The 25,670-nt window shown below is 28.9% G+C and carries 21 protein-coding genes; 8 read left to right on the forward strand and 13 right to left on the reverse strand.

Annotation, left to right across the window (positions count from 1 at the left end; translation table 11 throughout):
• Positions 1 to 154: 154 nt before the first annotated feature.
• The 6 genes from ACQ3F0_RS07955 to ACQ3F0_RS07980 form a co-directional block, all read right to left on the reverse strand.
• Entirely contained in the window at positions 155 to 1,081 is a 927-nt protein-coding gene (locus ACQ3F0_RS07955; RefSeq protein WP_428864648.1) for a SufB/SufD family protein, read from the reverse strand.
• The gene (locus ACQ3F0_RS07960) at positions 1,081 to 1,812 is read right to left on the reverse strand and encodes an ABC transporter ATP-binding protein (protein ID WP_428864649.1); all 732 of its coding nucleotides are present in this window, start codon (positions 1,810 to 1,812) and stop codon (positions 1,081 to 1,083) included. Before ACQ3F0_RS07960 ends, ACQ3F0_RS07955 begins: the two co-directional genes overlap by 1 nt.
• Before the next feature lie 209 nt (positions 1,813 to 2,021).
• The gene (locus ACQ3F0_RS07965; RefSeq protein ID WP_428864650.1) at positions 2,022 to 2,447 is read right to left on the reverse strand and encodes a SoxR reducing system RseC family protein; all 426 of its coding nucleotides are present in this window, start codon (positions 2,445 to 2,447) and stop codon (positions 2,022 to 2,024) included.
• Between the two features lie 30 nt (positions 2,448 to 2,477).
• Positions 2,478 to 3,476, reverse strand: coding sequence for a hypothetical protein (locus ACQ3F0_RS07970; RefSeq protein WP_428864651.1), 999 nt, complete (start codon positions 3,474 to 3,476; stop codon positions 2,478 to 2,480).
• 84 nt (positions 3,477 to 3,560) lie between these two features.
• A complete protein-coding gene (locus tag ACQ3F0_RS07975) occupies positions 3,561 to 4,751 on the reverse strand; it encodes an ABC transporter permease (protein WP_428864652.1) in 1,191 nt (396 codons plus the stop codon).
• Positions 4,744 to 5,472: an ABC transporter ATP-binding protein gene (locus ACQ3F0_RS07980; protein ID WP_428864653.1), complete on the reverse strand. Its 729-nt coding sequence runs from the start codon at positions 5,470 to 5,472 to the stop codon at positions 4,744 to 4,746. Before ACQ3F0_RS07980 ends, ACQ3F0_RS07975 begins: the two co-directional genes overlap by 8 nt.
• A gap of 223 nt (positions 5,473 to 5,695) precedes the next feature.
• Between ACQ3F0_RS07980 and ACQ3F0_RS07985 the strand changes: the two genes are divergently transcribed.
• Complete coding sequence (locus ACQ3F0_RS07985; RefSeq protein WP_428864654.1) at positions 5,696 to 5,941, forward strand: AbrB/MazE/SpoVT family DNA-binding domain-containing protein; 246 nt, start codon at positions 5,696 to 5,698, stop codon at positions 5,939 to 5,941.
• Between the two features lie 42 nt (positions 5,942 to 5,983).
• Here the strand turns inward: ACQ3F0_RS07985 and ACQ3F0_RS07990 are convergent, their stop codons facing one another.
• The 4 genes from ACQ3F0_RS07990 to ACQ3F0_RS08005 all read right to left on the reverse strand — a co-directional run bounded on the left by ACQ3F0_RS07990 (position 5,984) and on the right by ACQ3F0_RS08005 (position 11,754).
• Positions 5,984 to 8,437 (reverse strand): sugar phosphate nucleotidyltransferase, encoded by a 2,454-nt coding sequence (locus ACQ3F0_RS07990; protein WP_428864655.1) that lies wholly within the window; start codon positions 8,435 to 8,437, stop codon positions 5,984 to 5,986.
• Between the two features lie 246 nt (positions 8,438 to 8,683).
• Complete coding sequence (locus tag ACQ3F0_RS07995; protein WP_428864656.1) at positions 8,684 to 9,877, reverse strand: glycosyltransferase family 4 protein; 1,194 nt, start codon at positions 9,875 to 9,877, stop codon at positions 8,684 to 8,686.
• A 449-nt stretch (positions 9,878 to 10,326) separates the two neighbouring features.
• Positions 10,327 to 11,268 (reverse strand): SPFH domain-containing protein, encoded by a 942-nt coding sequence (locus ACQ3F0_RS08000; RefSeq protein ID WP_428864657.1) that lies wholly within the window; start codon positions 11,266 to 11,268, stop codon positions 10,327 to 10,329.
• Between the two features lie 57 nt (positions 11,269 to 11,325).
• The gene (locus ACQ3F0_RS08005) at positions 11,326 to 11,754 is read right to left on the reverse strand and encodes an NfeD family protein (protein WP_428864658.1); all 429 of its coding nucleotides are present in this window, start codon (positions 11,752 to 11,754) and stop codon (positions 11,326 to 11,328) included.
• Between the two features lie 663 nt (positions 11,755 to 12,417).
• On the opposite strand from ACQ3F0_RS08005, the gene ACQ3F0_RS08010 reads away from it, so the two are divergent.
• Together ACQ3F0_RS08010 and ACQ3F0_RS08015 are read left to right on the forward strand one after the other, a co-directional pair.
• Positions 12,418 to 14,325 (forward strand): NAD(+) synthase, encoded by a 1,908-nt coding sequence (locus ACQ3F0_RS08010; protein WP_428864659.1) that lies wholly within the window; start codon positions 12,418 to 12,420, stop codon positions 14,323 to 14,325.
• A 26-nt stretch (positions 14,326 to 14,351) separates the two neighbouring features.
• Positions 14,352 to 17,000 (forward strand): calcium-translocating P-type ATPase, PMCA-type, encoded by a 2,649-nt coding sequence (locus tag ACQ3F0_RS08015; RefSeq protein WP_428864661.1) that lies wholly within the window; start codon positions 14,352 to 14,354, stop codon positions 16,998 to 17,000.
• A 59-nt stretch (positions 17,001 to 17,059) separates the two neighbouring features.
• Here ACQ3F0_RS08015 and ACQ3F0_RS08020 read toward each other — a convergent pair whose 3' ends face one another.
• Entirely contained in the window at positions 17,060 to 17,569 is a 510-nt protein-coding gene (locus ACQ3F0_RS08020; RefSeq protein ID WP_428864662.1) for a gamma carbonic anhydrase family protein, read from the reverse strand.
• 322 nt (positions 17,570 to 17,891) lie between these two features.
• On the opposite strand from ACQ3F0_RS08020, the gene ACQ3F0_RS08025 reads away from it, so the two are divergent.
• The 3 genes from ACQ3F0_RS08025 to ACQ3F0_RS08035 all read left to right on the forward strand — a co-directional run bounded on the left by ACQ3F0_RS08025 (position 17,892) and on the right by ACQ3F0_RS08035 (position 23,029).
• Positions 17,892 to 21,053: a vitamin B12-dependent ribonucleotide reductase gene (locus ACQ3F0_RS08025; RefSeq protein WP_428864663.1), complete on the forward strand. Its 3,162-nt coding sequence runs from the start codon at positions 17,892 to 17,894 to the stop codon at positions 21,051 to 21,053.
• A 194-nt stretch (positions 21,054 to 21,247) separates the two neighbouring features.
• The gene (locus ACQ3F0_RS08030; RefSeq protein ID WP_428864664.1) at positions 21,248 to 22,492 is read left to right on the forward strand and encodes a CehA/McbA family metallohydrolase; all 1,245 of its coding nucleotides are present in this window, start codon (positions 21,248 to 21,250) and stop codon (positions 22,490 to 22,492) included.
• Between the two features lie 111 nt (positions 22,493 to 22,603).
• Entirely contained in the window at positions 22,604 to 23,029 is a 426-nt protein-coding gene (locus ACQ3F0_RS08035; protein ID WP_428864665.1) for a MarR family winged helix-turn-helix transcriptional regulator, read from the forward strand.
• A gap of 53 nt (positions 23,030 to 23,082) precedes the next feature.
• Here ACQ3F0_RS08035 and ACQ3F0_RS08040 read toward each other — a convergent pair whose 3' ends face one another.
• On the reverse strand, positions 23,083 to 23,856 hold the full coding sequence (locus ACQ3F0_RS08040) for a histidinol phosphate phosphatase (RefSeq protein ID WP_428864666.1): 774 nt from the start codon (positions 23,854 to 23,856) through the stop codon (positions 23,083 to 23,085).
• Between the two features lie 70 nt (positions 23,857 to 23,926).
• On the reverse strand, positions 23,927 to 24,325 hold the full coding sequence (locus ACQ3F0_RS08045) for a hypothetical protein (RefSeq protein ID WP_428864667.1): 399 nt from the start codon (positions 24,323 to 24,325) through the stop codon (positions 23,927 to 23,929).
• A 344-nt stretch (positions 24,326 to 24,669) separates the two neighbouring features.
• Here ACQ3F0_RS08045 and ACQ3F0_RS08050 point away from each other — a divergent pair, with 344 nt between their 5' ends.
• Together ACQ3F0_RS08050 and ACQ3F0_RS08055 are read left to right on the forward strand one after the other, a co-directional pair.
• Complete coding sequence (locus tag ACQ3F0_RS08050) at positions 24,670 to 25,134, forward strand: Lrp/AsnC ligand binding domain-containing protein (RefSeq protein WP_428864668.1); 465 nt, start codon at positions 24,670 to 24,672, stop codon at positions 25,132 to 25,134.
• 126 nt (positions 25,135 to 25,260) lie between these two features.
• Positions 25,261 to 25,473: a DUF378 domain-containing protein gene (locus ACQ3F0_RS08055; protein ID WP_428864670.1), complete on the forward strand. Its 213-nt coding sequence runs from the start codon at positions 25,261 to 25,263 to the stop codon at positions 25,471 to 25,473.
• Positions 25,474 to 25,670: the final 197 nt, after the last annotated feature.

Consider the following 25,670-nt stretch of genomic DNA (forward strand, 5'->3'; position numbering starts at 1 on the left):
ATTTTCACAATATTTATAGATTTGTAAATTTTTACTCTAAGTTGTATATATATACTTATATATTATATGTTTATAATTGTATACTAAAATTATTAAAAATTTATTAATATTACATTCCATATTCTTTATTTTTTATAATTTAAGTTTATTTTTCCTATTTCAAGAAACCCTCAAGTATAGTTTCTTCAGCTTCTTTCTCACTAAGTCCAAGAGACATCAATTTCATAAGTTGTTCTGAAGCTATTTTTCCTATCGCAGCTTCATGAATAAGAGCTGCATCTACATGAAAGGCTTCTAAAGCTGGAATAGAAGTAACTCTAGCATTTCCCATAATAATTGAATCACATTCAATATGACCTTTAGATTTATTTTGACCTTTTAAAGAGAAATAAAACTTTTGCTCTGAATTATCTTTTGCAACACTTCTTGATACTACCTGAGCAGAAGAATTTGTGCCATTGAGTTCCACAACAACATTTGATTTCGATACTTGCTCTCCATCAGTCATCATTTTTTCTGATATCTTCAAACTTGCATTCTCACTTAAATGTATTTCCATTTCTTTTTCACCATAATCTACACCTTTGATTTGACTAAGTTCCATCTCTAGAACCCCATCTTTTTCAACATAGATTTTTGTTATCGTCTTAAAAACTTTTTTCGCTGATGAGTTACCTTCAGCATAATGCTTTTCAATATACTTAAGTTTAGCACCTTCTCTAACATATATTTCATGAGTACCATCGTGTTCTGTCTTAAATTTCCCATGATTATGAACACCACAACCAGACACTACTGTTACATCTGAGAATTTACCAACTTCAAATATATTATTAACTGTATCAGTATAATCTTCATTTGATAATATAACTGGTACATGAACTTCTTCCCCAATAGTGTTTTCTTCAATTGTGACAATAATTCCAGAATTATTTTCCCTACTATCTATATTAATGTTTTTGGATGTGCTTCTACTAACAGCGACTCCATTACTTCTAATATTATGTGCTCCAGAAAAAACATTTTCTAGAACTCCGATTTTTTCTAATATTCCTGTATCAATATTACTGATTTTACCCATTATCTTCTCTCCCCACAAGTTATGCAATAATCACAAGCTGCTTCTGATTTAATTTCGCTTATTATTTGAGATTTACTAGTAGTCCTTGCAATAGTTCCATCTTTCATAACAATGACTTCGTCAGCCATCTGAATGATTCTTTCTTGGTGAGAGATTATGACTATAGTGGTACTAAACTTTTTATGATAACTCAAAAAAGTATCTACTAATTTTTGAAAACTCCATAAATCTATTCCTGCTTCTGGCTCATCAAATATTGCTACCTTTAATTCTCTACCAAGCACAGTTGCAATTTCAATCCTCTTTAGCTCTCCTCCGGAAAGATTTCCATTAACTTCCCTATCCAAGTAATTTTTAGGACATAATCCAACATCTGCTATAAGTTCTCCAACATCACTTACTGAAACATTATTTCTAGATGCTATTTCTAATAACTCTCTTACCTTCATCCCTTTAAAATGAGCTGGCTGTTGAAATGCATACCCAATACCTAAATTTGCTCTTTCTGTTATATCGAAATTTGAAATATCTTTACCTTCAAAATAAATTTGACCTGAAGTAGGTTTAGTTATCCCCATCATTAACTTACATAGTGTGGATTTTCCTCCCCCGTTAGGTCCGGTTATAACATATATTTTATTCTCTTCTAATTCAAAATTAATATCATTTAAAATAGAACGAATCTCTTCTCCATCATTTATTTTATAGTTTAAGTTTTTTAATTGAAACATAAATACATTCCTTTCTGTAACTATTTTTAGATTGTTAACTTTTGAAGTTAGTTCTTGTAATTTATACCTTTTATGATAACACTAAGGAAATTTAGTTTCAATAGTAGGATAAGTTAAATTTTCCAGATATCAATAGTAGATTTTTATAAGATAAAGCCTCGCGAATTCGCAAGGCTTTATCTTTATCTTTAACCTCTAAATCTTAGAAGTTATTTTAAAATTTTAGTTATTTTCATTAATAATTCATTATCGTTTCTCATTTTGTCATTAATTTTCTTTAATAAATAATAAGACAAAGCTAAGAAAGTCATACCAATTGCAAAGCCAAATAGTTCGTAACTAGCGTATCCTAAATTTCTAAATACATTAATACCAATTGCTGTACCTATCATCATTAAAATAAGCGGTAACATATATGCGAAAAACATCATCTTATTGAAAGATTTATTTTCTATTTCAACATCAACCTTATCACCAATCTTAGCATTCAATGGGTTAGCTATTTCCGTTGTAATAAATGCAGCAGCACATTTAGTTTTACAACAAGCACAGCTATCTCCACAACCTGATTTTCTTTTAAAGCTCACATAGGCTTTTTCACCATTAACTTGACTTACAACACCAATTTCTTTCATAATGGCACCTCCTAACAAGAATTTCTCTTTCTACTCTTTATTATTTTTATCCTTTTTAACAATATTGATGAATTTTTCTAACGACCCACTTTTAATTTTTTCTTTTGGGATATAGAAAATCATGTTATTGCTATTAAATACAACTAATTTCATATAAAGGTAATTATCTTCTATCAACCCAAGTTGATTAACTGGCGCGCTAATATTTATTCCTTCACCCTCTATAGCCACTTCATCTGATCCTCTTTTGCTAAAACTTATTGTCATTTTTTGAAGCTTTCTAATTTTGAATAAATAGATTAAATGAGGATAAAGAAAATACGAAACAGCAATTATAATGAAAAGACAACCCCATATAATTGTTGTAGTAGTATTAGCACTTAATAACATTAATCCTACAATAAAAAAAACAAATCCATACATTTTATATCTTTTTATTGCATTGTACTCAATTTTAACAAATCTAAAAATATCCCTTTTATCAACTTCATATTGAAGCATAAGGTTTTGTTTCACTTTACTTTCATTTTCTTTCAATTCGTTACTTAAAACCTTTTCTTTAAGAGTACTAACAAAGCTATTAAGATTACCTTTAGTAATGTTATTCTTCGGTATTATTTCTTCTTTCAAAAATTCTTTATTTCCCGGGAAAGGTTTTATTCTAATAAAATCATTATCTTCTACAACTGATTGAATAGCTTTGTATGTAATATTTAACTTCATTGAACCAAAATCAAAAATAACTTTGTCCTTTAGTAAAGTTAATTTTACTTCATTATCTTCAATTTTTCTGTAGTTTTTTAAAATCATTAGATATGGCACTATAGTATAAAAAACACCACAAACTGCAATAAATATTCCAACTAAACTCTGAATTCGTCCTATCAATAAACCTAATAAAATTATAATAGGCCCTGTGATTTTTGCACTTAATTTACTGTAATATCTTTTCAGTAATATCTTAATTAATTCATCACGAGTTAAACTGTAATTTAATTCCAACTTGAAATATTTTTCTTTTTTCGCCATCCGCCTCTTCCTTTCAAGTATTTTTTGTCATGCAACGTCTATCAATGATAGTATAACATAATTTTTAAAATTAGTATAAACATTTTATTCTCTCACAGACACTTCATCTTTATCTAATAAATGAATTGCAATTGTTATTAAAACAAGTATATATGCCATTATCCAAGCTATTACCATTAGTATATGTTTAGTGTTGATTCCTCTTAAAACCACTTCTTTTATTAAAAGGATTATATTTACAATGGGTATATGAAAGTATTTTTCATTAATTGTACTTGTATTTATTAACTGCATAAATAAACTAGGAATAAAAGTAATTAAAGTTAATAAAAATAGGTACCCTTTTATTTCCTTTATTGATTTTGAACAAATGCTTAAAATCAACTCTATAGCTGCAAATAACATGATACTAAGTATCAAAATAATACATACTACTCCTATTGCCTTATTTGACATATAAAATCTCAATACACTGCTATCAAAAATATACCCACCTCTATTAGCAATTGCAAAGATAAGCCCTTCAATAGCTAAAACTGAGGTGATTATTGCAGTACTTGTCATTGCAATAAATTTACCAAATACAACACTTATCCTATTTGCCTGAGTTGTAAGTAAAACTGCCATAGTTCCTCTTTCTTTTTCTCTAAAACCTAAATCTAATGCAGCAATCATAGGGGCTACTACACTTAGAATTATTATAACTACAGACAGAATATTTGCTAATAATCTATTTGAATAGTCCTCTTTAAATGAGCTACTATTTTTTATGATTGAAATTTTATTAAAATTATTATCACTTACACCAAAACTTTGCAATCTATTTCTGATAATATCATCAGAAAATTTTTCTATATAAGAACTTAACATATATGAGGCTAAAAGAGACATTTCATTATTTATATTATAATAAATTTCAACTTGAGGATTTCCTTTTAGATTGATTTCATTTTCAAATTCTTTAGGAATTAGTAAACCTAATGATATTCCATCTTTATTCCTTTCATCCTTTAGATTATTAATTTGTATTACATTAATTTTTTTTATTGATTTCAAATAATTAGTTAGAGAACTATACCCTTTTGTCTCATCTTCTACAAAAACATCTATAACATTATTATAATTTGGTTTTCTTTCATTTACAATCTTTCCACCAATCCAAAATATAGAAGGAAACAATATAAAGGGCATTATAATTGTTACAAACAAAAATTTTCTATTTCTAATAATTTGAGTGAACTCTTTTTTTAGAATAGTTACGAATATGCTAAACATATTCATCACCTACAATTTTCTCTAATGCTAATTCTATTTTTTCACCATTATATTTTTTTTTCAAATAATCAAAACCACCTTCATCAGCAATTTTACCCTTATGTAATATAATAACCCTATCACATACTTTCTCTAAACTATCTAAAATACCACTAGAAATAACTATTGTTTTCCCTTTATTTTTGTTTTCTAATATAAAATCATCTATTAACCTAGTAGTATCTGTATCTAACCCTTTGCTTGGTTCATCTAACAATAACAGTTTAGGGTCATGAACTATAGACCTAGCAAGTACAACTTTTTGTTTCATAATAGCTGAATAATTTTCCACTTTCACATTTCTCACTTCTTCTAATTCAAATTTGTTTAGTAATTCATTTACTCTTGAGTTAATTTTCGCTTTATCAATTTTATGTAACTTCGCAAAATATCTGATATTCTCTTCTGCAGTTAACTTTTCATATAAAGCAAATTCACCACCAAAAATAATTCCAATATCTTTCCTTATATCTTTTCTATTCTTTATTATACTTTTACGATTTATATATCCAGTTCCAGAAGTTGGTTTTATTATTGTAGATAAAATTCTAAAGATTGTGGTTTTACCCGCTCCCCTTTTACCAATAATAGCAACCACTTCACCAGCTTTTATACTAAAACTTATTTTTTTAACAACTCTGGTTTTCCCATATTTTTTGCACAAATTGTTTACTACAATCAAAACAAACCCTCCAAGCTTTTGCTTAGTTAAAATTTTATTAAGTAATTATACCATGGTTATTCCACAAAAAGTAATTTGATACTCTATGATCAAATCCCAATATTTGTTTTCAGCATTTTGTTTGTAATTATTAAAATGTTTTCAATAATTATTGACTTTTTATGTTAGTCTTGCTAAAATATATTTGAGATAAGTCGAATTTTGTACGAAAGGAATGAAAATTATGAAATCTACGGGAATAGTAAGGAAAGTTGACGAATTAGGAAGAATTGTTATACCTATTGAATTGAGAAGAACTTTAGATATCAATATTAAAGATCCACTAGCAATTTATGTTGACGGTGAACAAATTATTTTAATGAAATACAATCCATCATGTATCTTCTGCGGAGATGCAAAAGATATTTCTCATTTTAAAGGCAAAAACATATGTAGTAAATGTCTTGAAATAATCAAGAACGAAGCTTAATATCATAAAATATAAAATACCAAGGGACAAGCCCTTGGTATTTTATATTTCAACGTCTACACTAACTAAATCCTCAATCCTTTTAGCCAACTCTAATGATATTCTTTCTGCTTCATTAAAGTTTACAGCTTCAGTATAAAGTCTACATAATGGTTCGTCAGAATCCGGTAAAACTAAAGCCCATGCATCTCCATAGTTTAATTTTACTCCTTCAATTAACTCAATAGATTTCGAGGGATTGTCCTCTATAAGATTTCTCATTATCTTACCTTTTTTGTTCCATGGACATATAATATCTTTTTTTTTCTGATAATATAAAGGAAATTGACCTACTATTTTTGATAATGGTATATTAGAACTTGCCATAAGTTCTAATGTTAATGATAAAATAGCAACAGAATCTAAACTCAATAGATAAGATTCGACAATTTCTCTTCTACTTATTTGGTGTTCATTTTCAAAATATACATCAATAATATTTTTATGAGAAGTTTTCGTTCTTATAAAGTTAACCGAACACATCTTTGCAATATTCTCCATCAATTTAGAGGCAGTAACAGGCACAACTAAAGAATGAAGATTAGAATATCTTAGCATAATAAAATTTCTTAATCCATCATATATATCGTCCTTGATAATATTTCCTTTTTCATCTATAAACATAGCAGAATCGCTCTCGTCTGAAAAAATAATTCCTAAATCTGCTTCACTTTTTTTAACTTCTTTACTTAACCCAATTAAATCTTTGCAATTATCGAATATTTTCACATTCACATTAAACTCATGCAATATTTTTTGAACAGTAGCATTTAGTAGTGGATTTCTTGCACTTAATATAATTTTAAATCTATGTTTTTTTATATTTTTTACTGACACCCTATTTATCAATGATCTAATATAATAATTGACTGTATCTGAAAAATGTGTAATTTGTTTGAAATCATCACATTTAACACGCCTGAAGTCTTCTCTAATAAAGTTGTTTTCAATTTTTCTTTCTAAAGCTTTATCAATATGCACTCCATTTTTATCCATAAAGATAATATTAATATTTTGAGGTTCTTCTCTGTCAACAGTAACATGAATTGCTCCATCCACACCAAAAAATACCGTTGCAAATCTACTCATAGAAATGGTCATCTTTTTTAAATCATAAACTTCTACCCCTAATGATAAAAGTCCTGTAGCAAGAGAATATTTAAACATTTGTGCAGCTCCGTCATCACTACAACTAATAGCTACTCTAGGAGAATTTTTTAAAACTGCTCCATATGCCGAACCTAGTTTAGATACAAACTCTGGAGTAATATCTACGTTAATTTCACCAGAAACTCCATTTTTACCAAACAAAGAATTAGAGTAATTTCCAGCCCATATAACGTTTGTTTTAACCACTGTACTAGCTTCTATCATTTTATTAGGCCAAATCTTAACTGCAGGTTTAACTACAGTTCTAGACCCAATTATAGTCTCATCAGCAATAGCTGCCCCCTCAAATACAGCAGCCTTTGATTCAATCTGAACATTTTTACAGAGCACTGCTCCTCGTATTTCAGCATCATCTCCAATATATGAATAATCGAGTATAACACTCCTTTTAACTGTACTACCTTTAGAAATAATATTAGATTTCCCAATAGAACAGAATGGACCAATTTCACTATTCTCATAAATTTTCGTATTTGCCCCTATATAAACTGGAGTAGTAATTTTTGAAGTATCATGAATTTCACAATTTTCCCCAATCCATATTCCTTTTTTTAATTGCTTTCCTTTAACCTTTACACGAACTTTACCTTTAAGTATATCCATATGACATTTTGAATATTGGTTTATATTTCCTATATCCCTCCAATAATCATCCGTTACAAAAGCATACACTGGTCGCTTTTCATTCAAAAGTATAGGAAATAAATTTCTGCTGAAATCAAATCTTTGTTCTCTTTCATAATACTTAAATATCTCTGGCTCCAATATATATATACCTGTATTTACTTTATCACTAAACACTTCACTCCAACTTGGTTTTTCTAAGAAATCCTTTACTTTACCATCTTTTTCTGTAACTACAACACCATAATCTAAAGGTACAGATACTTCTTTTAATACAATGGTAGCAATAGCTTTTTTTCTTTTATGAAATTTAATTGCTGAAGTTATATCAATATCAGTTAACGCATCTCCACTAATAACAACAAATGTATCATCTAAAAATCTTTCAGCATTTTTGACACTACCAGCTGTACCTAGGGGTTTATCTTCAATAAAATACATAATGTTTACACCAAAGTTATAACCATCACCAAAATAACTAATTACTTCATCTGGTAAATAACTTAAAGTAATTCCAATATCTTTGATATTGTGTTCTTTTAAAAGTTCAATAATGTATTCTATTACTGGTTTTTCAAGTATAGGCATCATTGGTTTAGGAATATTGCACGTTAATGGTTTTAATCTAGAACCTTTTCCTCCTGCCATTATTATTGCTTTCAACTTTCTCCCCCCACATTACTATTGGCCTATAAATGGCTTACTCATTCTATAGATAAACTACTTCGTAGCTTTATCTATCAGTTTACAATCGACAGTAATGGATGATTTTCTACAAGAAAATCATCATTAACTTGTCACTCTTTACTTGTCACTTCTATAATTATACTAAAATTCTACCTAAAACTTTCCTTATCAGTATTGTATTTTTAAAGTATTTACAAAATATTTTTATTATTTATAACTTTTTCATTTTAACCAATCTGTACATTTAATCTCAAATTGCGCTTTATTATACATTTCTAAAGTAGTATCTGCAATTTTTTCCCACGCGAATTTATCTTCAATTGTTGCCTTAGCATTTTCTATTAAAAACTTAGAGAGCTCAAAATCATTAAATATTCTTAAAATGTTATCACTTAAACTCTTAGAATTTCCATTTAAAAATGTCAGTCCATTCTTTTCATGATATATTATTTCAGCAAATCCTCCAACGTCTGAAACAATTACAGGACATCCTGATGCCATTGCTTCTAAAGCAACAATACCAAAGGGCTCATATAAAGAAGGAAAAACTGCTATATCTGCAATCTTATAAAGTTTTATTTTTGATTCTTCATCCATATATCCAGTAAAAATAAATTTCGATTCCATCCCCATATTTTTAACCTTGTCTTTTAATTCTTCTGTCATTGGACCAATGCCTCCAATAACAAATTTTACATCGTTATATTCCTTTGCAATGTATGGAGCCGCATTAATCAAAACATCTATACCTTTTTCAAAAACATGTCTTCCAATATAAAATACTATTTTTTCATAATCTTGTGCATATTTATTTTTAAAATTTTCCTTATCAAATTCTAATTCAAATCCTTTGCAATCAATACCATTGGGTATAACCCAAATTTTCTCTAATTCCTTTGTAAATAGCTGATTTATTTGATGTCTCATGTAATTGCTACAAGCTATTATTTTACAAGACTCAAATGTCAACATATATTCAGTTGAAGCAATATACTTTTGAGTTTCTGTCCTTATTCCGTTATTTCTACCATATTCTGTGGCATGTATCGTACTTACTAAAGGAATTTTAAATGCCCACTTTAAAACTTTAGCTGCATAGGTAACAAGCCAATCATGAGCATGTATCACCTCTACTCCACCAATTTCATTTATTAAAGTTATTGATCTTTCTATCATTGCAAAATTCAGTTGCATTACCCACTTAGTAAAATCCTCCGTTTCTATATCATATGGCTCAACTCTATGTACAAAAACTCCGTGCTTTAATTCTTCATAGGGTGCCGCGCCCTCAACACAAGTAACAATATGCACCTCTACACCTTTATTCACTAAACTTTTAGATAAATAATAAACATGATTAGATAACCCCCCTACATTCTTAGGTGGATACTCCCACGATAACATTAATACTTTCATTACTTCACCTCATAAATTCAATAGCCCTTGCTTTAATGTATAGTTGATTTTAATAATTCACATTATTTATAAATTGCGAAGAAAAGCGCTTCGCAATTTATAGTGATAAGTGACAAGTGATAAGTGACAATTTATGGATACCTTTCGCAAGCGAAAGCTTTTAATTATACAAAAGATAAAATGACTTCCTTTTGCGTAGCAAAAGTTCCTTATTCCAGTTAGCGAAGCTAACAAAGGCTTAGTTAAAGATTTTCTAAAAGAAAATCAACCTTAACTTGTCACTTGTAACTTATCACTTGTCACTTTTATAGTTCGTAATCTATTTCAAGTATGAACCATAAACTAAAAAGTCGAATATATTTAATTATAATTCATATGTAAAATTTTAGCAATTAAAAAAAGCTCTCCACCTAAGTGAAAAGCTTTTTTTATATGCCTTTATTCTTATTTTATTTATCTTTTTTTAACATTTCACCAATTGCTGCTATTGAACCTAAAGATGATAATGTCTCGTTTGGAAGTATAAGTTTATTAGCTGGGTTGTTAGACATCTCTTTTAACGCTTCAACTTGCTTTAAGGCAATTACTGTTTCGTTTGTACCAGATTCAATTATAGCCTGGTTTACTTTTCTAATTGCTTCAGCATCAGCTTTTGCAACTAATTCAATAGCTTTAGCTTTACCTTCAGCTTCAAGTAATTGAGATTCACGAAGACCTTCTGCTCTTCTAATGTTTGCTTCTTTCTCTGCTTCTGCTTCAAGGATTCTAGCCTGTTTTTCACCTTGAGCTCTTTCAATATCACTTTGTTTAGCACCTTCTGCTTGAAGAATCGCAGCTCTCTTATCTCTTTCTGCTCTCATTTGTTTTTCCATAGCTTGTTGAATTTCAGCTGGTGGAATGATATTTTTAATTTCAACAGATAAGATTTTGATACCATATGCATCTGTTATCTCATCAATAATTTCAAGTAACCTAGAGTTTATTCTATCTCTTCCTGATAAAACTTCGTCTAGAGACATGTCACCAACAATATTTCTCATATTTGTTATAGTTGAGTAAACAATACCTGATTTAAAATCTTCAATGTTGTATACAGCTTCTTTTGGAGAAAGAATCTTATAAAATATTACATTATCAATAGAGATTTTAACATTGTCTTTTGTAATAACATTTTGTGGTTGGATATCTAAAATTTGTTGCTTAGTAGATATTTTCTTTCTTACAAAATCAAAGAATGGTAGAGTTAAATGCCACCCTGGCTCTAAAGTTCTGTGATATTGACCAAATCTTTCAACTATAAACACTTGTCCTGTGTGTACTACTTTGATAGAAGATACTAAAGAAACTAGCACTAAAATTATTAAAATACCTGTGAAAATCATTGCTCCCATAAATAAACCTCCTAATTTTTTTATATAAATTTAAATTTAAACATTTTGATCATAAAACTATTTTTTTTCAACAACTAATTTATTTCCTTCTATACCTGTGATTTTAACTTCATCTCCGATTTCAATTGTGTCACCAGTATTTCTAACTGTCCAATAAATACCATCAAATTTAATTGAAGCTTTTTGAACAATTTTTTTCTTTGCAACAAAAGTTCTTCCTAAATAAGATTGTTCCATTGTTGGAGTAAAAGGTACGGTTTTCTTAATTGTCCTTTTAACTATAGGATAACCAACTGCTATACAAGCTAAACTTACTGCTATAAACGTAATTATCTGAGTCGAAAAAGCTACCCCTAACAGAACTTGAATAATTGCTACTATTCCACCAACTGTGAACCAAATAAAGAAAAAACTACTTGTAATCGCATCTACCACCAATGCAACAGTCGCTACTACAATCCATAAAAATAATTGGAACCAAAACATAATAACCCTCCCTTTTTATTATCAGTTAACTAATAATCCCTATTATAAATTATATTATACCAAATATAAAAAAATAAGAAATATTTTTTGTATTCGTCGTTTCCATATACCTATTATAGCGTACTTTTATTTATTTATAAAGTTATATTTACACCTATTATATAGTATATTAAACCGTTTTTAATGAATTACATTACTCCATAATCGTTTTCCTTAGTTTTTCTCTGTTTTTTAAAGGTTTTCATGATTTTTATAAATTGGGAAGATGTTCGAAATTTATAGTGACAAGTTACAAATGATAAGTGACAAGGTCAGGATACCTTTCGTAAACGAAAGCTTCTAAATCTATTTCAATTGCTTACAAAACACAAACTATTAACATTATTAAATAAACTATCACTGTTTTAAATTTTAATAATTTTCAAACATAATGGCACGAATATTGACATAGGGGCCATATACGTGTAATGTTTAATTATTGAAAATATTACTATTTTATTTTTGTTTTATTTTTAGTTAAGATAAACAACTTCAACTATTAATTTATTTAAGTTCAAAACTTATTAAAGCCTAAGATTTTGTACATAAATAAATTAAGTTTACGTATGGTTTATCTTTAGAATGCAGAAAATAACTTATAGAAAAAGCTTTAGGAGTGATTTAATGAATTTTATTAAAATATCAACAGCATGCCCTGTGACAAAGGTAAGTGATGTTGACTATAATCTTGAACAAATAAAAGTATGTATAGATACAGCTTTGTCAGAAAAATCTAAATTAATTATTTTTCCTGAATTATGTTTAACTTCTTATACTTGCGGAGACTTATTTAATCAACAACAATTAATTGAAAAATCAATTTCAGCCTTGGATAATTTATGTCATTATTCTAATAATAAAGATATATTAATTGCAGTAGGAGCTCCTTTAATATATAGACACTGCTTATACAATTGTGCATTTATTATTTATGATGGAAAAGTGCTTGGAATTGTTCCTAAAAGTTTCATACCGAATAATTCGGAATTTTACGAGAAAAGATGGTTTACAAATGGTCTCACTATAAAGGACACTTTTGTAGATTTACCATTTCAATCTTCAATAGCATTTGGAGTAGATTTAATCTTCAAATCAGGTCAATTCAAATTTGGTTTTGAAATTTGCGAAGATCTTTGGGCAGTAATTCCTCCAAGTTCAAATTTAGCTCTTAAAGGTGCAAATATTTTATGTAATTTATCAGCCTCCAATGAGCTCGTAAGTAAATCTTCTTATAGAAAAAACCTGATAGACATGCAAAGTGCTAAATGCATTGCTGCCTATGCTTATGCTTCTAGTGGTGTTAATGAATCCTCAACAGATTTAGTATTTAGTGGACATATGATTATTAGTGAAAATGGAACTACTCTATCTGAAAACAATAGATTTAACAGAGATAATGAAGTACTTTCAGCAATTATTGATATTGACAAATTGAATAACGAAAGAGTTAATAACATTACTTTTAGAGATAGTGTGATTCATCACAAAGAAAAATTCACTGAAGTACCTTTTAGCTTTTCAGATACAGATGTAAAGGAATTTGACAGATATATAGATAAACATCCCTTTGTGCCTTCAAATAAAAGAGAAAGAGAAATGAGATGTAGGGAAATTTTTAATATTCAAGTTTCTGGATTAGCTAAAAGACTCGAACATACTGGTATTAAAAAAGCAGTAATTGGTATTTCAGGAGGTCTTGATTCTACTTTAGCTCTTCTTGTTACAGTTAAAACATTTGATATGTTAGGTATACCAAGAAAAAACATTATAACTATAACTATGCCAGGCTTTGGAACTACGGATAGGACTTATAATAATGCAGTGGATCTTTGCAAAAATTTACAAACAGACTTGAGAGAGATTAATATTGTAGATGCATGTCTTCAGCATTTTAAAGATATCCAGCACCCTATTGAAAAACACGATGTAACTTATGAAAATGTTCAAGCAAGAGAAAGAACACAAATACTCATGGATATTGCAAACAAAGAATATGGTTTATTAATAGGAACAGGAGATTTATCTGAACTAGCATTAGGTTGGTGCACATATAATGGAGATCATATGTCTATGTATTCGGTAAACTGTTCTATACCAAAAACATTAGTTAGATATCTTGTGAAATATGTAGCTGATAAGGAAGTTTCCGAAAATGTTTCTGAAATTTTATTGGATGTTTTAGATACTCCAGTAAGTCCAGAGCTTCTTCCAAAAGATAAAAGCGGTAAAATAGCACAAAAAACAGAAGACATTGTAGGTCCTTACGAACTCCATGATTTCTTCTTATATTACTTTATAAGACACTGTGCAAAACCAGAGAAAATACTCTTTTTGGCTAAAATTGCTTTCGTAAACGAATATGATGAATCAACTATTAAAAAATGGTTTGAGAAGTTTATACATAGATTTTTCCAACAACAATTTAAACGCTCTGCACTACCAGATGGCCCTAAAGTGGGTACTATAAGTCTTTCTCCACGAGGAGATTGGAGAATGCCATCCGATGCAAGCCCAAATACTTGGAAAAGCTAATATAAAATTTTGGTGAGGTGGTATAAATGTTCCATACTAAATCTATTGATGAGGTACTAAGTGAGCTAAACACGAATGCCCAAACAGGTCTTTCATTAGAGGAAGTTTACAGTAGAAAAGAACAATATGGTTTAAATCAACTTCAATCGAAAAAAAAGAAAACTTTGATTCAGCTTTTTTTAGAACAAATTAAGGATGTTCTTATTTACATCCTTATGTTTGCTGCAATAATTTCAATTATAGTCGGAGAATATAGCGATGCGGTTATAATTGGACTTGTGATTGTATTAAATGCTGTGATTGGTATAATTCAAGAATCTAAAGCTGAAAAATCATTAGAAGCTCTACAAAAGCTATCTGCGCCTAAAGCTCTAGTAAAAAGGAAAGATGAAATTGTAGAAATAGATTCAATTGAAATTGTACCAGGAGATATTGTAATAATTGATGCTGGAAGATATATACCCTGCGATATAAGATTAATTCAAACAGCAAATTTTCAAGCTGGAGAATCAGCACTAACAGGAGAATCATTACCAGTTGAAAAAGATGCTAATTTAATTCTTGAAAATGAAGACACCCCTATTGGTGATAGAAAAAATATGCTTTACAGTTCCACATTAGCTACTTCTGGAAGAGCAATTGGTGTTGCAGTTGGTACTGGAATGAATACGGAGATCGGCAGAATAGCCCAAATGTTAAAAGAAGATAAAAAAGATCTTAGTCCACTTCAAAAAAGATTAGATCAATTAGGTAAAATTTTAGGTTTTGTAGCTTTATCTATCTGCTTATTAATCTTTATTATTGGGCTATTACAAGGAAGAGAATTATTAGAACTATTCATGACCTCAATTAGCCTTGCTGTTGCAGCAATTCCTGAAGGATTACCTGCTATAGTTACAATCGTTCTTGCAATAGGTGTTCAGAGAATGATAAAAGAAAATGCCATAGTTAGAAAGCTACCCGCAGTAGAAACCTTAGGGTCAGTTAATGTAATTTGTTCTGATAAAACAGGCACACTGACTCAAAATAGAATGACTGTTGTTAAATATTATACTAACAATACTATACATGAAATTGATCAATTTAATAGAGAAGACTATACTCAAAATTTACTTTTAGAAAATTTAGTATTGTGTAATGATGCTACAGTATCAGTTTCTGGAAGTACAGGTGATCCGACAGAAATAGCATTGATTGATATGGGAATCAGAGTCAATACAAAAAAAGAAACCTTAACAAGTGCTCATGAGAGGGTAAATGAAATCCCATTTGATTCTGATAGAAAGCTTATGTCAACTGTCAATAAGTATGAAGATAAATACTATGTAATGACTAAAGGTGCTGTAGACAATTTACTTAATATCTGTTCTAAATCACAAGTTAATGGAGAAGTCGTAGAAATAACACCTTCTATCAAAGAAGAAATCCTTGCAGTGGCTTCTTCAATGTCAAACAATGCACTTAGAGTTCTTGCCTCTGCTTATAAAGAAATATCTGGTTATAATGAAGATAATTTAGAAAGTGATTTGATTTTTATTGGGTTTGTTGGAATGATCGATCCTCCAAGACTTGAAGTTAAAGATTCAATAGCTTTATGTAAAGATGCAGGTATTGATACAGTTATGATTACAGGCGATCATAAGGATACTGCTTTTGCAATAGCAAAATCTTTAGGTATAACTGAAAATAGATATGAAGCATTATCTGGTAGCGAGCTTGATAAATTGAGCCAAGAAGAACTAAATGCTTCTATCCAAAATGTAAAAGTATTTGCTAGAGTATCTCCTGAGCACAAAGTTAAAATTGTAAAAGCGCTAAAATCTAATGGTAATACAGTTTCTATGACAGGAGATGGTGTCAATGATGCTCCATCACTAAAAGCTGCAGATATCGGAGTTGCAATGGGTATTACAGGTACAGATGTTGCAAAAGGAGCATCTGATTTAATTCTTACAGACGATAATTTTTCGACTATTGTTGCTGCAATAGAAGAAGGTAGAAATATATACAATAATATAAAAAAATCGATAATATTCTTATTATCTTGTAATCTAGGAGAATTAATTGCGATATTTATAGCTGTATTAGTAGGTTGGGCTACTCCATTAAGACCAATACACATTTTATGGATAAATCTAGTCACTGATTCTTTCCCAGCACTTGCCCTTGGGGTTGATCCAAAGGATAAAAGTGTTATGAATGAGAAACCAAGGGATGCAAAAGAAAGCATTTTTGCTGGAGAAATATTTAACTTATCCATTAATGGTATCTTGATTGCTATTTTAACTTTAGCAGCTTACTATATCGGAATTTCAAGGTACCCAGAAGCTACACTTAAGAATCCTGGATCAAATGCTTTAATTTATGCTCAAACAATGGCATTTTTAGTTATGAGTATTTCTGAGCTTATTCATTCATTGAATCTTAGAAATAACAAAGATTCAATATTTAAAACTGGTTTATTCTCAAACATGTATTTGATATATGCAATTTTAGTAGGAATTGTACTTCAACTGTTAATACTTCTTACGCCTGGATTAAACACTTTATTCAACATTACACCACTTAGTATGAATGATTGGGGAATTGTCTTGATACTAAGCATAATTCCTTTGATAATCAATGAATTGATAAAATTAATTAAGAGAAAAATAGTAAACAAAAAAACTGCATAAGCAGTTTTTTTGTTTACAAGAATCTTTGTATAGATAGCTTGTTATCTTTTCTATCCATACTATTCTTCCTCTAAATACAATTTTGAATTTTCGATATAATGAATAGCACTTAATTCAATACTTTTAATTTCCTCATCAGTAAGTTTTCTAATAACTTTAGCAGGTGAACCAAGGCAAAGAACCCCTTCAGGAATTTCTTTGTTTTGAGTAACAAGACTACCTGCACCTATTATCGTATTTTTACCTATCTTAGCTCCATCTAATACTATACTTCCCATACCAATAAGACAATTTTCTTCAATTTCGCAACAATGAATTATACACTTATGTCCAATAGTAACATTTTCATGTATAATTGTAGGTTTTCCATGTTCTGAGTGCATAACTGTTCCATCTTGAACATTAACTCCTTCGCCAATTACTATTTTATCAAGATCTCCTCGTAAAACAGCTGTATACCATATATTAGCATTGTCTAGTACTTGAACATCTCCGATAATGTCAGCACTTTCAGCTACAAAAGCGTTTTTTGATATTTCAGGTAATATTCCTTTAAATTTAACTATCATTATATATAACACTCCTATCAATATTTTTACTATGTACCCTTATTCTACTCATTTTTATATAATAATCTACCAAGAAATTATTTTCAAGCATTCTTCACTTTTTTTCAACAAATTCTTTCGAATAAACATTTCTTTTGTTGTTAAATTATTCTTGAAAATTTTAAATTATTTTTATATAATACTATATGTAGGTTACATCTTTTATATAACCACAATATATAGGGGCTATTATGTTTCAGATATAATATACTGCTAGTATTTTACTATCAATAAGTATATAATAGTTATAGTTTTGTATTATCATTTTAGGAGGGTACTACGAATGGATAGAGTAACATCATTAAGTCAATTATTTAAAAGACATTTTACAAAAGAATTAAAATCGAACCCTGCAAAAACAGTATATGACTTATTTGTATGGAAAAAAGTAAATGTAAATATTAAAGATCACAAGTCAGGAAATACTTTGTTTGAAATGAATAATTTAGAATTTCCAAAACACTATTCTCAAAATGCTTGTGATATTATTGCATCAAAATATTTTAGAAAAACTGGCATATCTAATGATCTGGGTTATGAAAATAGCATGAAAATGGTTGCTCATAGAATCATATCATTTTGGGCAGAAGCTTTAAAAAATGAAGGCCTTATTAAAACTGATGAGGAAAAAACTATTTTTTATGATGAAATGGTTTATGGTTTATTAAACCAAATGTATGCTCCAAATTCACCTCAATGGTTTAATACAGGTTTAGCCCTCTCTTATGGAATAAAAGGTAATAGCCAGGGTAGTTTCTACTATGATCCTATTGAAGAAAAGGTTCTTGAGAGTAAAGACTCATATACTAGAACACAAGCTTCTGCTTGTTTTATACTATCAATAGAAGATAAATTATTAGGTCCTCACTCTATTTCTGAGCAATACGTAACTGAAACTAAACTTTTTAAAGGTGGTTCTGGTACTGGAACAAACTTTTCTACTATTCGAGGAGTTGGAGAAAAATTATCTGGAGGTGGATTTTCTTCTGGACTCATGAGTTTTCTAAAAGGGCTAGATAGAAATGCTGGTGCTATAAAATCTGGAGGTACAACAAGAAGAGCAGCAAAAATGCTTTGTTTGAATATTGATCATCCAGAAATTGAAAACTTTATTTCATGGAAATCAAAAGAAGAAAAAAAAGTAAGAGATTTAGCTAAAATGGGCTATGATGCTAGTTTTGAGGGAGATGCATACGAAACTGTATCAGGACAAAATGGAAATAATTCTGTAAGATTTTCAAAAAAGTTTATGCAAAAAGTTCAAGACTTAGAGAATAATCCAAAAGCAACATTGAGATTAAAAGGACGAGTAGATAGTTCGGTAAGCAGAGAAATTGAAGTATCTGAACTATGGAATCTTTTCAATAAATCTTCTTGGGAATGTGCAGATCCTGCCCCTCAATTTGATGATATATTTAACTCTTGGCATACTTGCCCTTCTGGGGAGAACGGGAAATATAATGCCCCATACAATAGAATAAATTCAACAAACCCTTGTGGTGAATATGCTTTCTTAGATGACACTGCTTGCAATCTTGCATCTATTAATGTATTTAAATTCTACAACAAAGATACTGGTGAATTTGATGTTGAATCTTACACTCATTTGATAGGATTAATACAGCTTGCCCTTGAAGCATCAATAATTTGGGGTCAATTTCCTACTGAAGATATTGCTAGAAAAACTTATTTATTTAGAACTACTGGATTAGGTATCGCAAATTTAGCATCGTTACTTATGGTAAAAGGCTTTCCTTATGATTCTGAAAAAGCAAGAGCACTAACAGCCTCTTTAGTTGGAATCATGACAGGCCAATCTTATTTTGTATCTTCACTTATGGCAAAAGAAGTTGGTCCATTTAAATGCTTTGATACAAATAAAAAAGCTATGCTTAGAGTTATTAGAAACCATTGTAGAGTAGCTGGAGTTATTAATTCACCTTATGAAAATTTAGGTTATAAGCCTCTTGAAGTGAATCATCATCTACTTGAAGAAACAGGTCTTTCATATATGAGTACAGAATTAAAAGAAGCATGGGTTAGAGCATTAGAATTTGGTAATAATTACGGTTACAGAAATGCTCAAGTATCTGTTGTAGCCCCTACAGGAACAATATCTTTGGCAATGGATTGTAGTGCTACTTCAATAGAACCATTTTTTAGTCATGTTGTATACAAAAAGCTTTCTGGTGGCGGATTCATGACTATAGCAAATCCCGTACTTCAATTAGCTTTAACTAATTTAGGGTATACTGAAGAAGAAATCCAAGATATCCTATCCTATATTATGAAATCAACGCTTGTTGAAACTGATGGTTTTGAATATGATAAAATCGAAGATGGTAAAATCGAAGGGGCACCTCATTTAAAAGAAGAACATCTTCCAATATTTGATACTGCAAACAAATGTGGAACAGGTAATAGATATATAGATCCTATGGGGCATGTAAAATTAGTAGCATGTATAACTCCATTAATTTCAGGTGCAGTTTCAAAAACCGTTAATTTACCATCAACAGCAACTATAGAAGATTTTAAAAATGTAGTTCTCTCATCTTGGGAACTTGGTGTAAAAGGAATTTCATTATATAGAGATGGTTCTAAAGCAAGCCAGCCATTAAATACATCTTTAGATCAAACAGACACAGATAATTTAGAAGATTTAACATATTATGAATTATTAGAAAAAGTAAAAAATATTCAACTTGACTTAGAAAACAAAGAGAAAATTTTTGATAACAGCATTAGTACAGATGATGTTTTTGATGAAGAGGTTAAAGATAAAATAGAAGATACAGAAGAAGATGATATAGTAGAAGATGATGCCTACATTAAAAACATAGCGCCTCAACAACACTCTTCTATTCAAAGTACTACTGAACCTCACTATTCAGAGAGAGAGAGAGTTATAGGAATAAGAACCGGTAGAACACATCCCGCTCAAATTGAAGATGTTAAATTCTATACAACTGTTAATAGATACTCAAATGGAGAAATAGCTGAAATATATATAACTACAGATAGAGAAGGAACAATTATAATGGGATTATTAAATTCTCTTTCCAAATCAATTTCAGTTATGTTACAATATCATGTTCCACCAACTGACATTGCAAACATGCTCCGTGGACAAAAATATGAACCTTATGGTTTCGTAAAAGATCATCCATACATTAAATTTGTTACATCCATATCAGATTTAATTAGTAAAGTAATAGACATAGAATTAGGAGATTTTTCTAGATGTCAGGTAAAACCTGAGCAGCATACCGAAAATAAAAAAGTACAAAATAAAAAAATCTCAACTGAAACATTAAAAGTACAAAAAGAAAAAGGACATAGAGTTTATGATAGCAAGTGTTCTATATGCTCAAGCACTAGAATGGCTAAGAATGGAACATGTATGATATGTTTAGATTGTGGTTCTACCACTGGATGTAGCTAAATAGTAATATCATATATACAAAAACTTTATACTTTCCAATGAGATAAGCCAATAGATTATTAAACTCTATTAGGCTTATTTTATTCTCGTTTTTCAACCCTTTATAATACTATAAACTATAAAGTAAAATATTATAGAGAATTCACTCTTAACAAAATCAATAATCTGAAATCTCTATATCTAAGGAGAAATACATGGAAAGTAACTTAATTAGCTGTAATTTAGATGGTAAAACAATAGATAATGTACAACCAAATATAAAAGTACAATTCTGGGAAAGAAGCTTTAGTTTGAATAGTCTAAAAAAAATGAAATGTTACTTAGATAAAAAAAAGATTATTCCTCAATTAATTAAAAATTCACTAACCTATACACCTATTAAAAAGCTAAAAAAAGGTTCTCATAAACTAAAATTAAAAATCAAGTATAAAAACGGTAAGAAAAAAGAATATTGTTTTCGCTTTAATGTAAATACTTTGCAGCAAGAATACTCTTATTTTTATGGTATTCCTCATAGTCATACATCTTACTCAAGCGGAAAAGGCACTCCATCAAAAGCCTACAAATACGCTGCTAAAAATGAGTTAGACTTCTTGATTATCTCTGATCATTATAGCGGTCTAAAAAAAACTATTAATGAATCCTCATCAACTACAAGATGGAATAAGTTAAAAAATGAAAGTAAAAATTTCAAAAATAAACGTTCAAAGTTTTTACCTCTTTATGGGTATGAAACTAAAGGGTATTTAGGATCTCATATAAACATACTATTCTCTGAGAAACTAATTCCTAACTTGAAAAACTTAAAAAAATTAAAAGAAGTGGCTAGTTCAAATCCAAATATGATTATTTCACTAAATCATCCAGCTAAAAAAATCCTAAAAATGGATTATGATTCTCAGTTGGACAAAGTAATTAATTTAATAGAAGTAGCAAATGGTTCTCCACCTAATAAATACAAAGATTATTATGACCTATATTTCAAAATGCTTGATAAAGGATGGCATCTAGGTGCATTAAACTCCCAAGATAACCATTTAGAAAATTGGGGTGATTCAGATAATCTTACAGCAATAATTGCTGATAAATTATCATACAAAAGCTTTGCAGAAGCCTTAAAAAAAAGACGTGTTTATTCAACTGAAAGTAAATCATTAAAATTGAAATTTCTAGCTAATAATAAATGGATGGGAAGCCTTGTTCCTCTATCTTCTCAAGGAGATATAGATTTATACGTTAAGGCTGAAGATAAAACTTATCTTATAAAAAATTTAGAAATAATATCTAATAAAGGTGAAGTCATATTTAATAAATCATTCAACGCACACATAGCTGAATTCCAAGAAAAAATTTCTTCAAAAGCTGGCCAATATTATGTAGCTAAGGTAACTTTAAGTGATAACAAATCTGCACTTTCATCTGCTATTTATGTTATTTAGTAAAAACTATTGATGATTAGACTAAATTACTTTTTGTTGAATAACCATTGTATAATATTTAGAATTCCTATAAAATATGATTATGAATATAAAAAGGAGATTTTTAAAAATATGTTTGATCTTAATTCTTGTATCGCATTCATAACTAATAATTCATCTAAAAAACTATCAAATTCCTTCAACGAAAGACTTGTACAAAAAGGATCTACAAGAGTTCAGTTTATAGCATTGTATTACTTAGGATTATCACAAAAAATCAACCAATCCGAATTATCAGAAAAAATGAATATAAAACCATCTACTACTGCCAGATTAATTGATAGGATGGAGAGAGAAGGATACCTTACTAGAACTAAATGCACTGATGATAGAAGAGTTACTTACTTAGAGTTAACCCCTTTAGGAAAGCAATTTAGAGATTCATTGCTCCCTCTTGGCGAAGAAATGAGTAAAGTTTTTTCAAAAGGGATAACGGACGAAGAATTTGAAATATTCAAAAGAGTTTTAAATAAAATGGTATGTAATTCTGAAGAATAACTTAATATAAACTACCTTTAGTAATTTAAAAGGTAGTTTATATTATAAAAACTTTAGATTATATCAAAATTTTTATTTCTATTTTTGCAATATACTATTTTCAGATTATTACGATTAGCCATATCCACTGCTAGGTCGTAATTTGCGCCTACATTTTCAACTTTATGTGCATCTGACCCTAATGTTACATACTTGCCTCCAAGCTCACTGTATCGTTTATATAAATCATTCATGTTTTTAACTGCACTATCTATATTTAATCTTCTTGTGTTTATCTCCAAACTAATATCTCTATCAATAAGTTCTCTAAAAACAGTATCTAAATGATCTGCAAATTCTCTATAATACATCTCAGTATCTATATATTCAGCATACCTACAAATATAATCTATATGCGCCAAAGAATCTATAAACGGATGGGTTTTCACACATTCAATCATATATTCAAAATACTTCTCATACATTTCTTTTTTACTATAGTTTTTATATAATTCTTTAGTTGCATATAAATCTAATCCATCAACTTCATGAACTGCACCAAGGACATAATCAAAATTATATTTTCTTTCTACATCACTGAATTCTTTAATTTTCTCCAGACTTAATCCCATTTCTATCCCTAACAATAACTTATCTCCACGATATTTTCTATATGTATTTAAATACTTATCTATATCACATTTGAATAATTTTTCTTCAGGGTAATTTAAATCTAGATGCTCTGTAGTTATGATACCTAACTTTGAATTATCTAGTCTACTCAATACTTCCTGTATTTCAAGTTGTGAATCAGAAGAAAAAGTAGTATGCACATGTGTATCAAACATTCTATTCCCTCCTATAAGAACAAAGAAAAACAACAAAACAAAGTTTTGCTGTTTTTGATGTTTTTAATTTCTATTTTTTAAAAAGTTTTTTCTTTTTATTTTTTTCGATAACTTCCATACTTGTATTTTTGATTCTTGACGGTTTAGCTTTAGATTTAATTACAGTATTTTTATCATTCTTAGAGTACCTATTATTTGATTTCGTTCTTTTGTTAAAACCAGCAAGGTCCATATACCACAAAAACAGCATAACAAAAATAGCCGAATGTAGATACTGCCACCAGCTCCCAAGCATATTAGACTTTTCTCCAAAAAAAACAGGAGCTATAAAAGTTATCACAGCAAGTGCTAGTACTATCCATTTATTAATTTTCACTTTATCTAAAAGATAGACTTTCATAAAGTTATATACTATTAATATTACTATAACTAATACTAACATTTTTAATACCAAATAAACCCACTCCATTTATTCCCCTCCTTTATAAATTCCTTATTACTATATTATACAATGTTCATTATATATATCAAGTACAATTAAAAACATAAAATTTTAACAGTAAAAGGAATTTAACGATGATAATCATAATAGTAATTAACAAATTAATAAAAAAACAGCCTATTAATTAAAATTCTGTTTTTTATTACTAATATTTTAATAATTTTCTCTTTATTTTTTTGACACTTTATTACTATTTGCAAAAATAATTATTAATGTTATAATTTTTTTATAAACTTTGCATGTTTATTTTGATAAATTGTTAAAGATTTTGATATAATATTATTGGCATGAAAAAATTAGAGGTGATTTAAATGAATTTAAATATAAATGGCTTAGATGAACTAGATTTGCAAATATTAGAAATACTAATTAAAGATTCAAGAACTCCATATTTAGAAATAGCTAGAAAATGTCATGTAAGTGGCGGTACCATCCATGTAAGAATGAAGAAAATGGAGGAATTAGGGATAATAAAAGGTACTAAACTAATTCTTAATACTTCACGCTTAGGCTTTGATGTATGTTGTTTTATCGGAATTTATCTTGATAAAGCATCATCTTATAATTATGTGTTAGATGAGTTAAATAAAATTAATGAAATTGTTGAATTACATTATACCACAGGTGAATATTCCGTATTTTCAAAAGTAATTTGTAGAAATATCTCTGACTTGCAGTCTTTATTAATGAATAAAATTCAAGTAATTGATGGTATACAAAGAACTGATACTTTTATCTCCTTGTCACAACCAATTGACAGAAATATACAATTATAAATAAAACTATTTCAGATAATATATCCAACTTTACGAAATTTTTATATTTTTTTTGCAAAACACTCATATTTTTTGTGTATCTGCAAATAATATATTTGTAAATTTTTTTAAAAGGAGATGTATTAAATGAAAGCATTAGATACAACTGCACTTATTTTAGTAATAATAGGCGCCGTTAATTGGGGATTAATTGGATTCTTCAGATTCGATTTAGTAGCTGCTATCTTCGGAGACTTAACAACCTTCAGCAGAGTAATTTATGCATTAGTTGGTATTGCTGGTTTATATGCAATTTCATTCTTTGGCAAAAATGATGAAGCGTCTAGAGATATTAAATAATTTTAAAGAAGTTCTCATTTTTGAGAACTTTTTTAAATTTAAAGCAATTCATAAATTTTTCTTATAAAATAATATTATCCTAATGCAGTTAAATCAGTATACTTCAATCTATAATTATTATTTTTTTGTTTGTCAATAGTAAATTTATTATGTATTATTATAAATTTACTATTGACAAACAAAAAATATCAGTATAG

It is taken from the genome of Clostridium sediminicola (assembly GCF_050402865.1).
In the GTDB taxonomy this organism is placed as follows: Bacteria; Bacillota; Clostridia; order Clostridiales; family Clostridiaceae; genus Clostridium_AF; species Clostridium_AF sediminicola.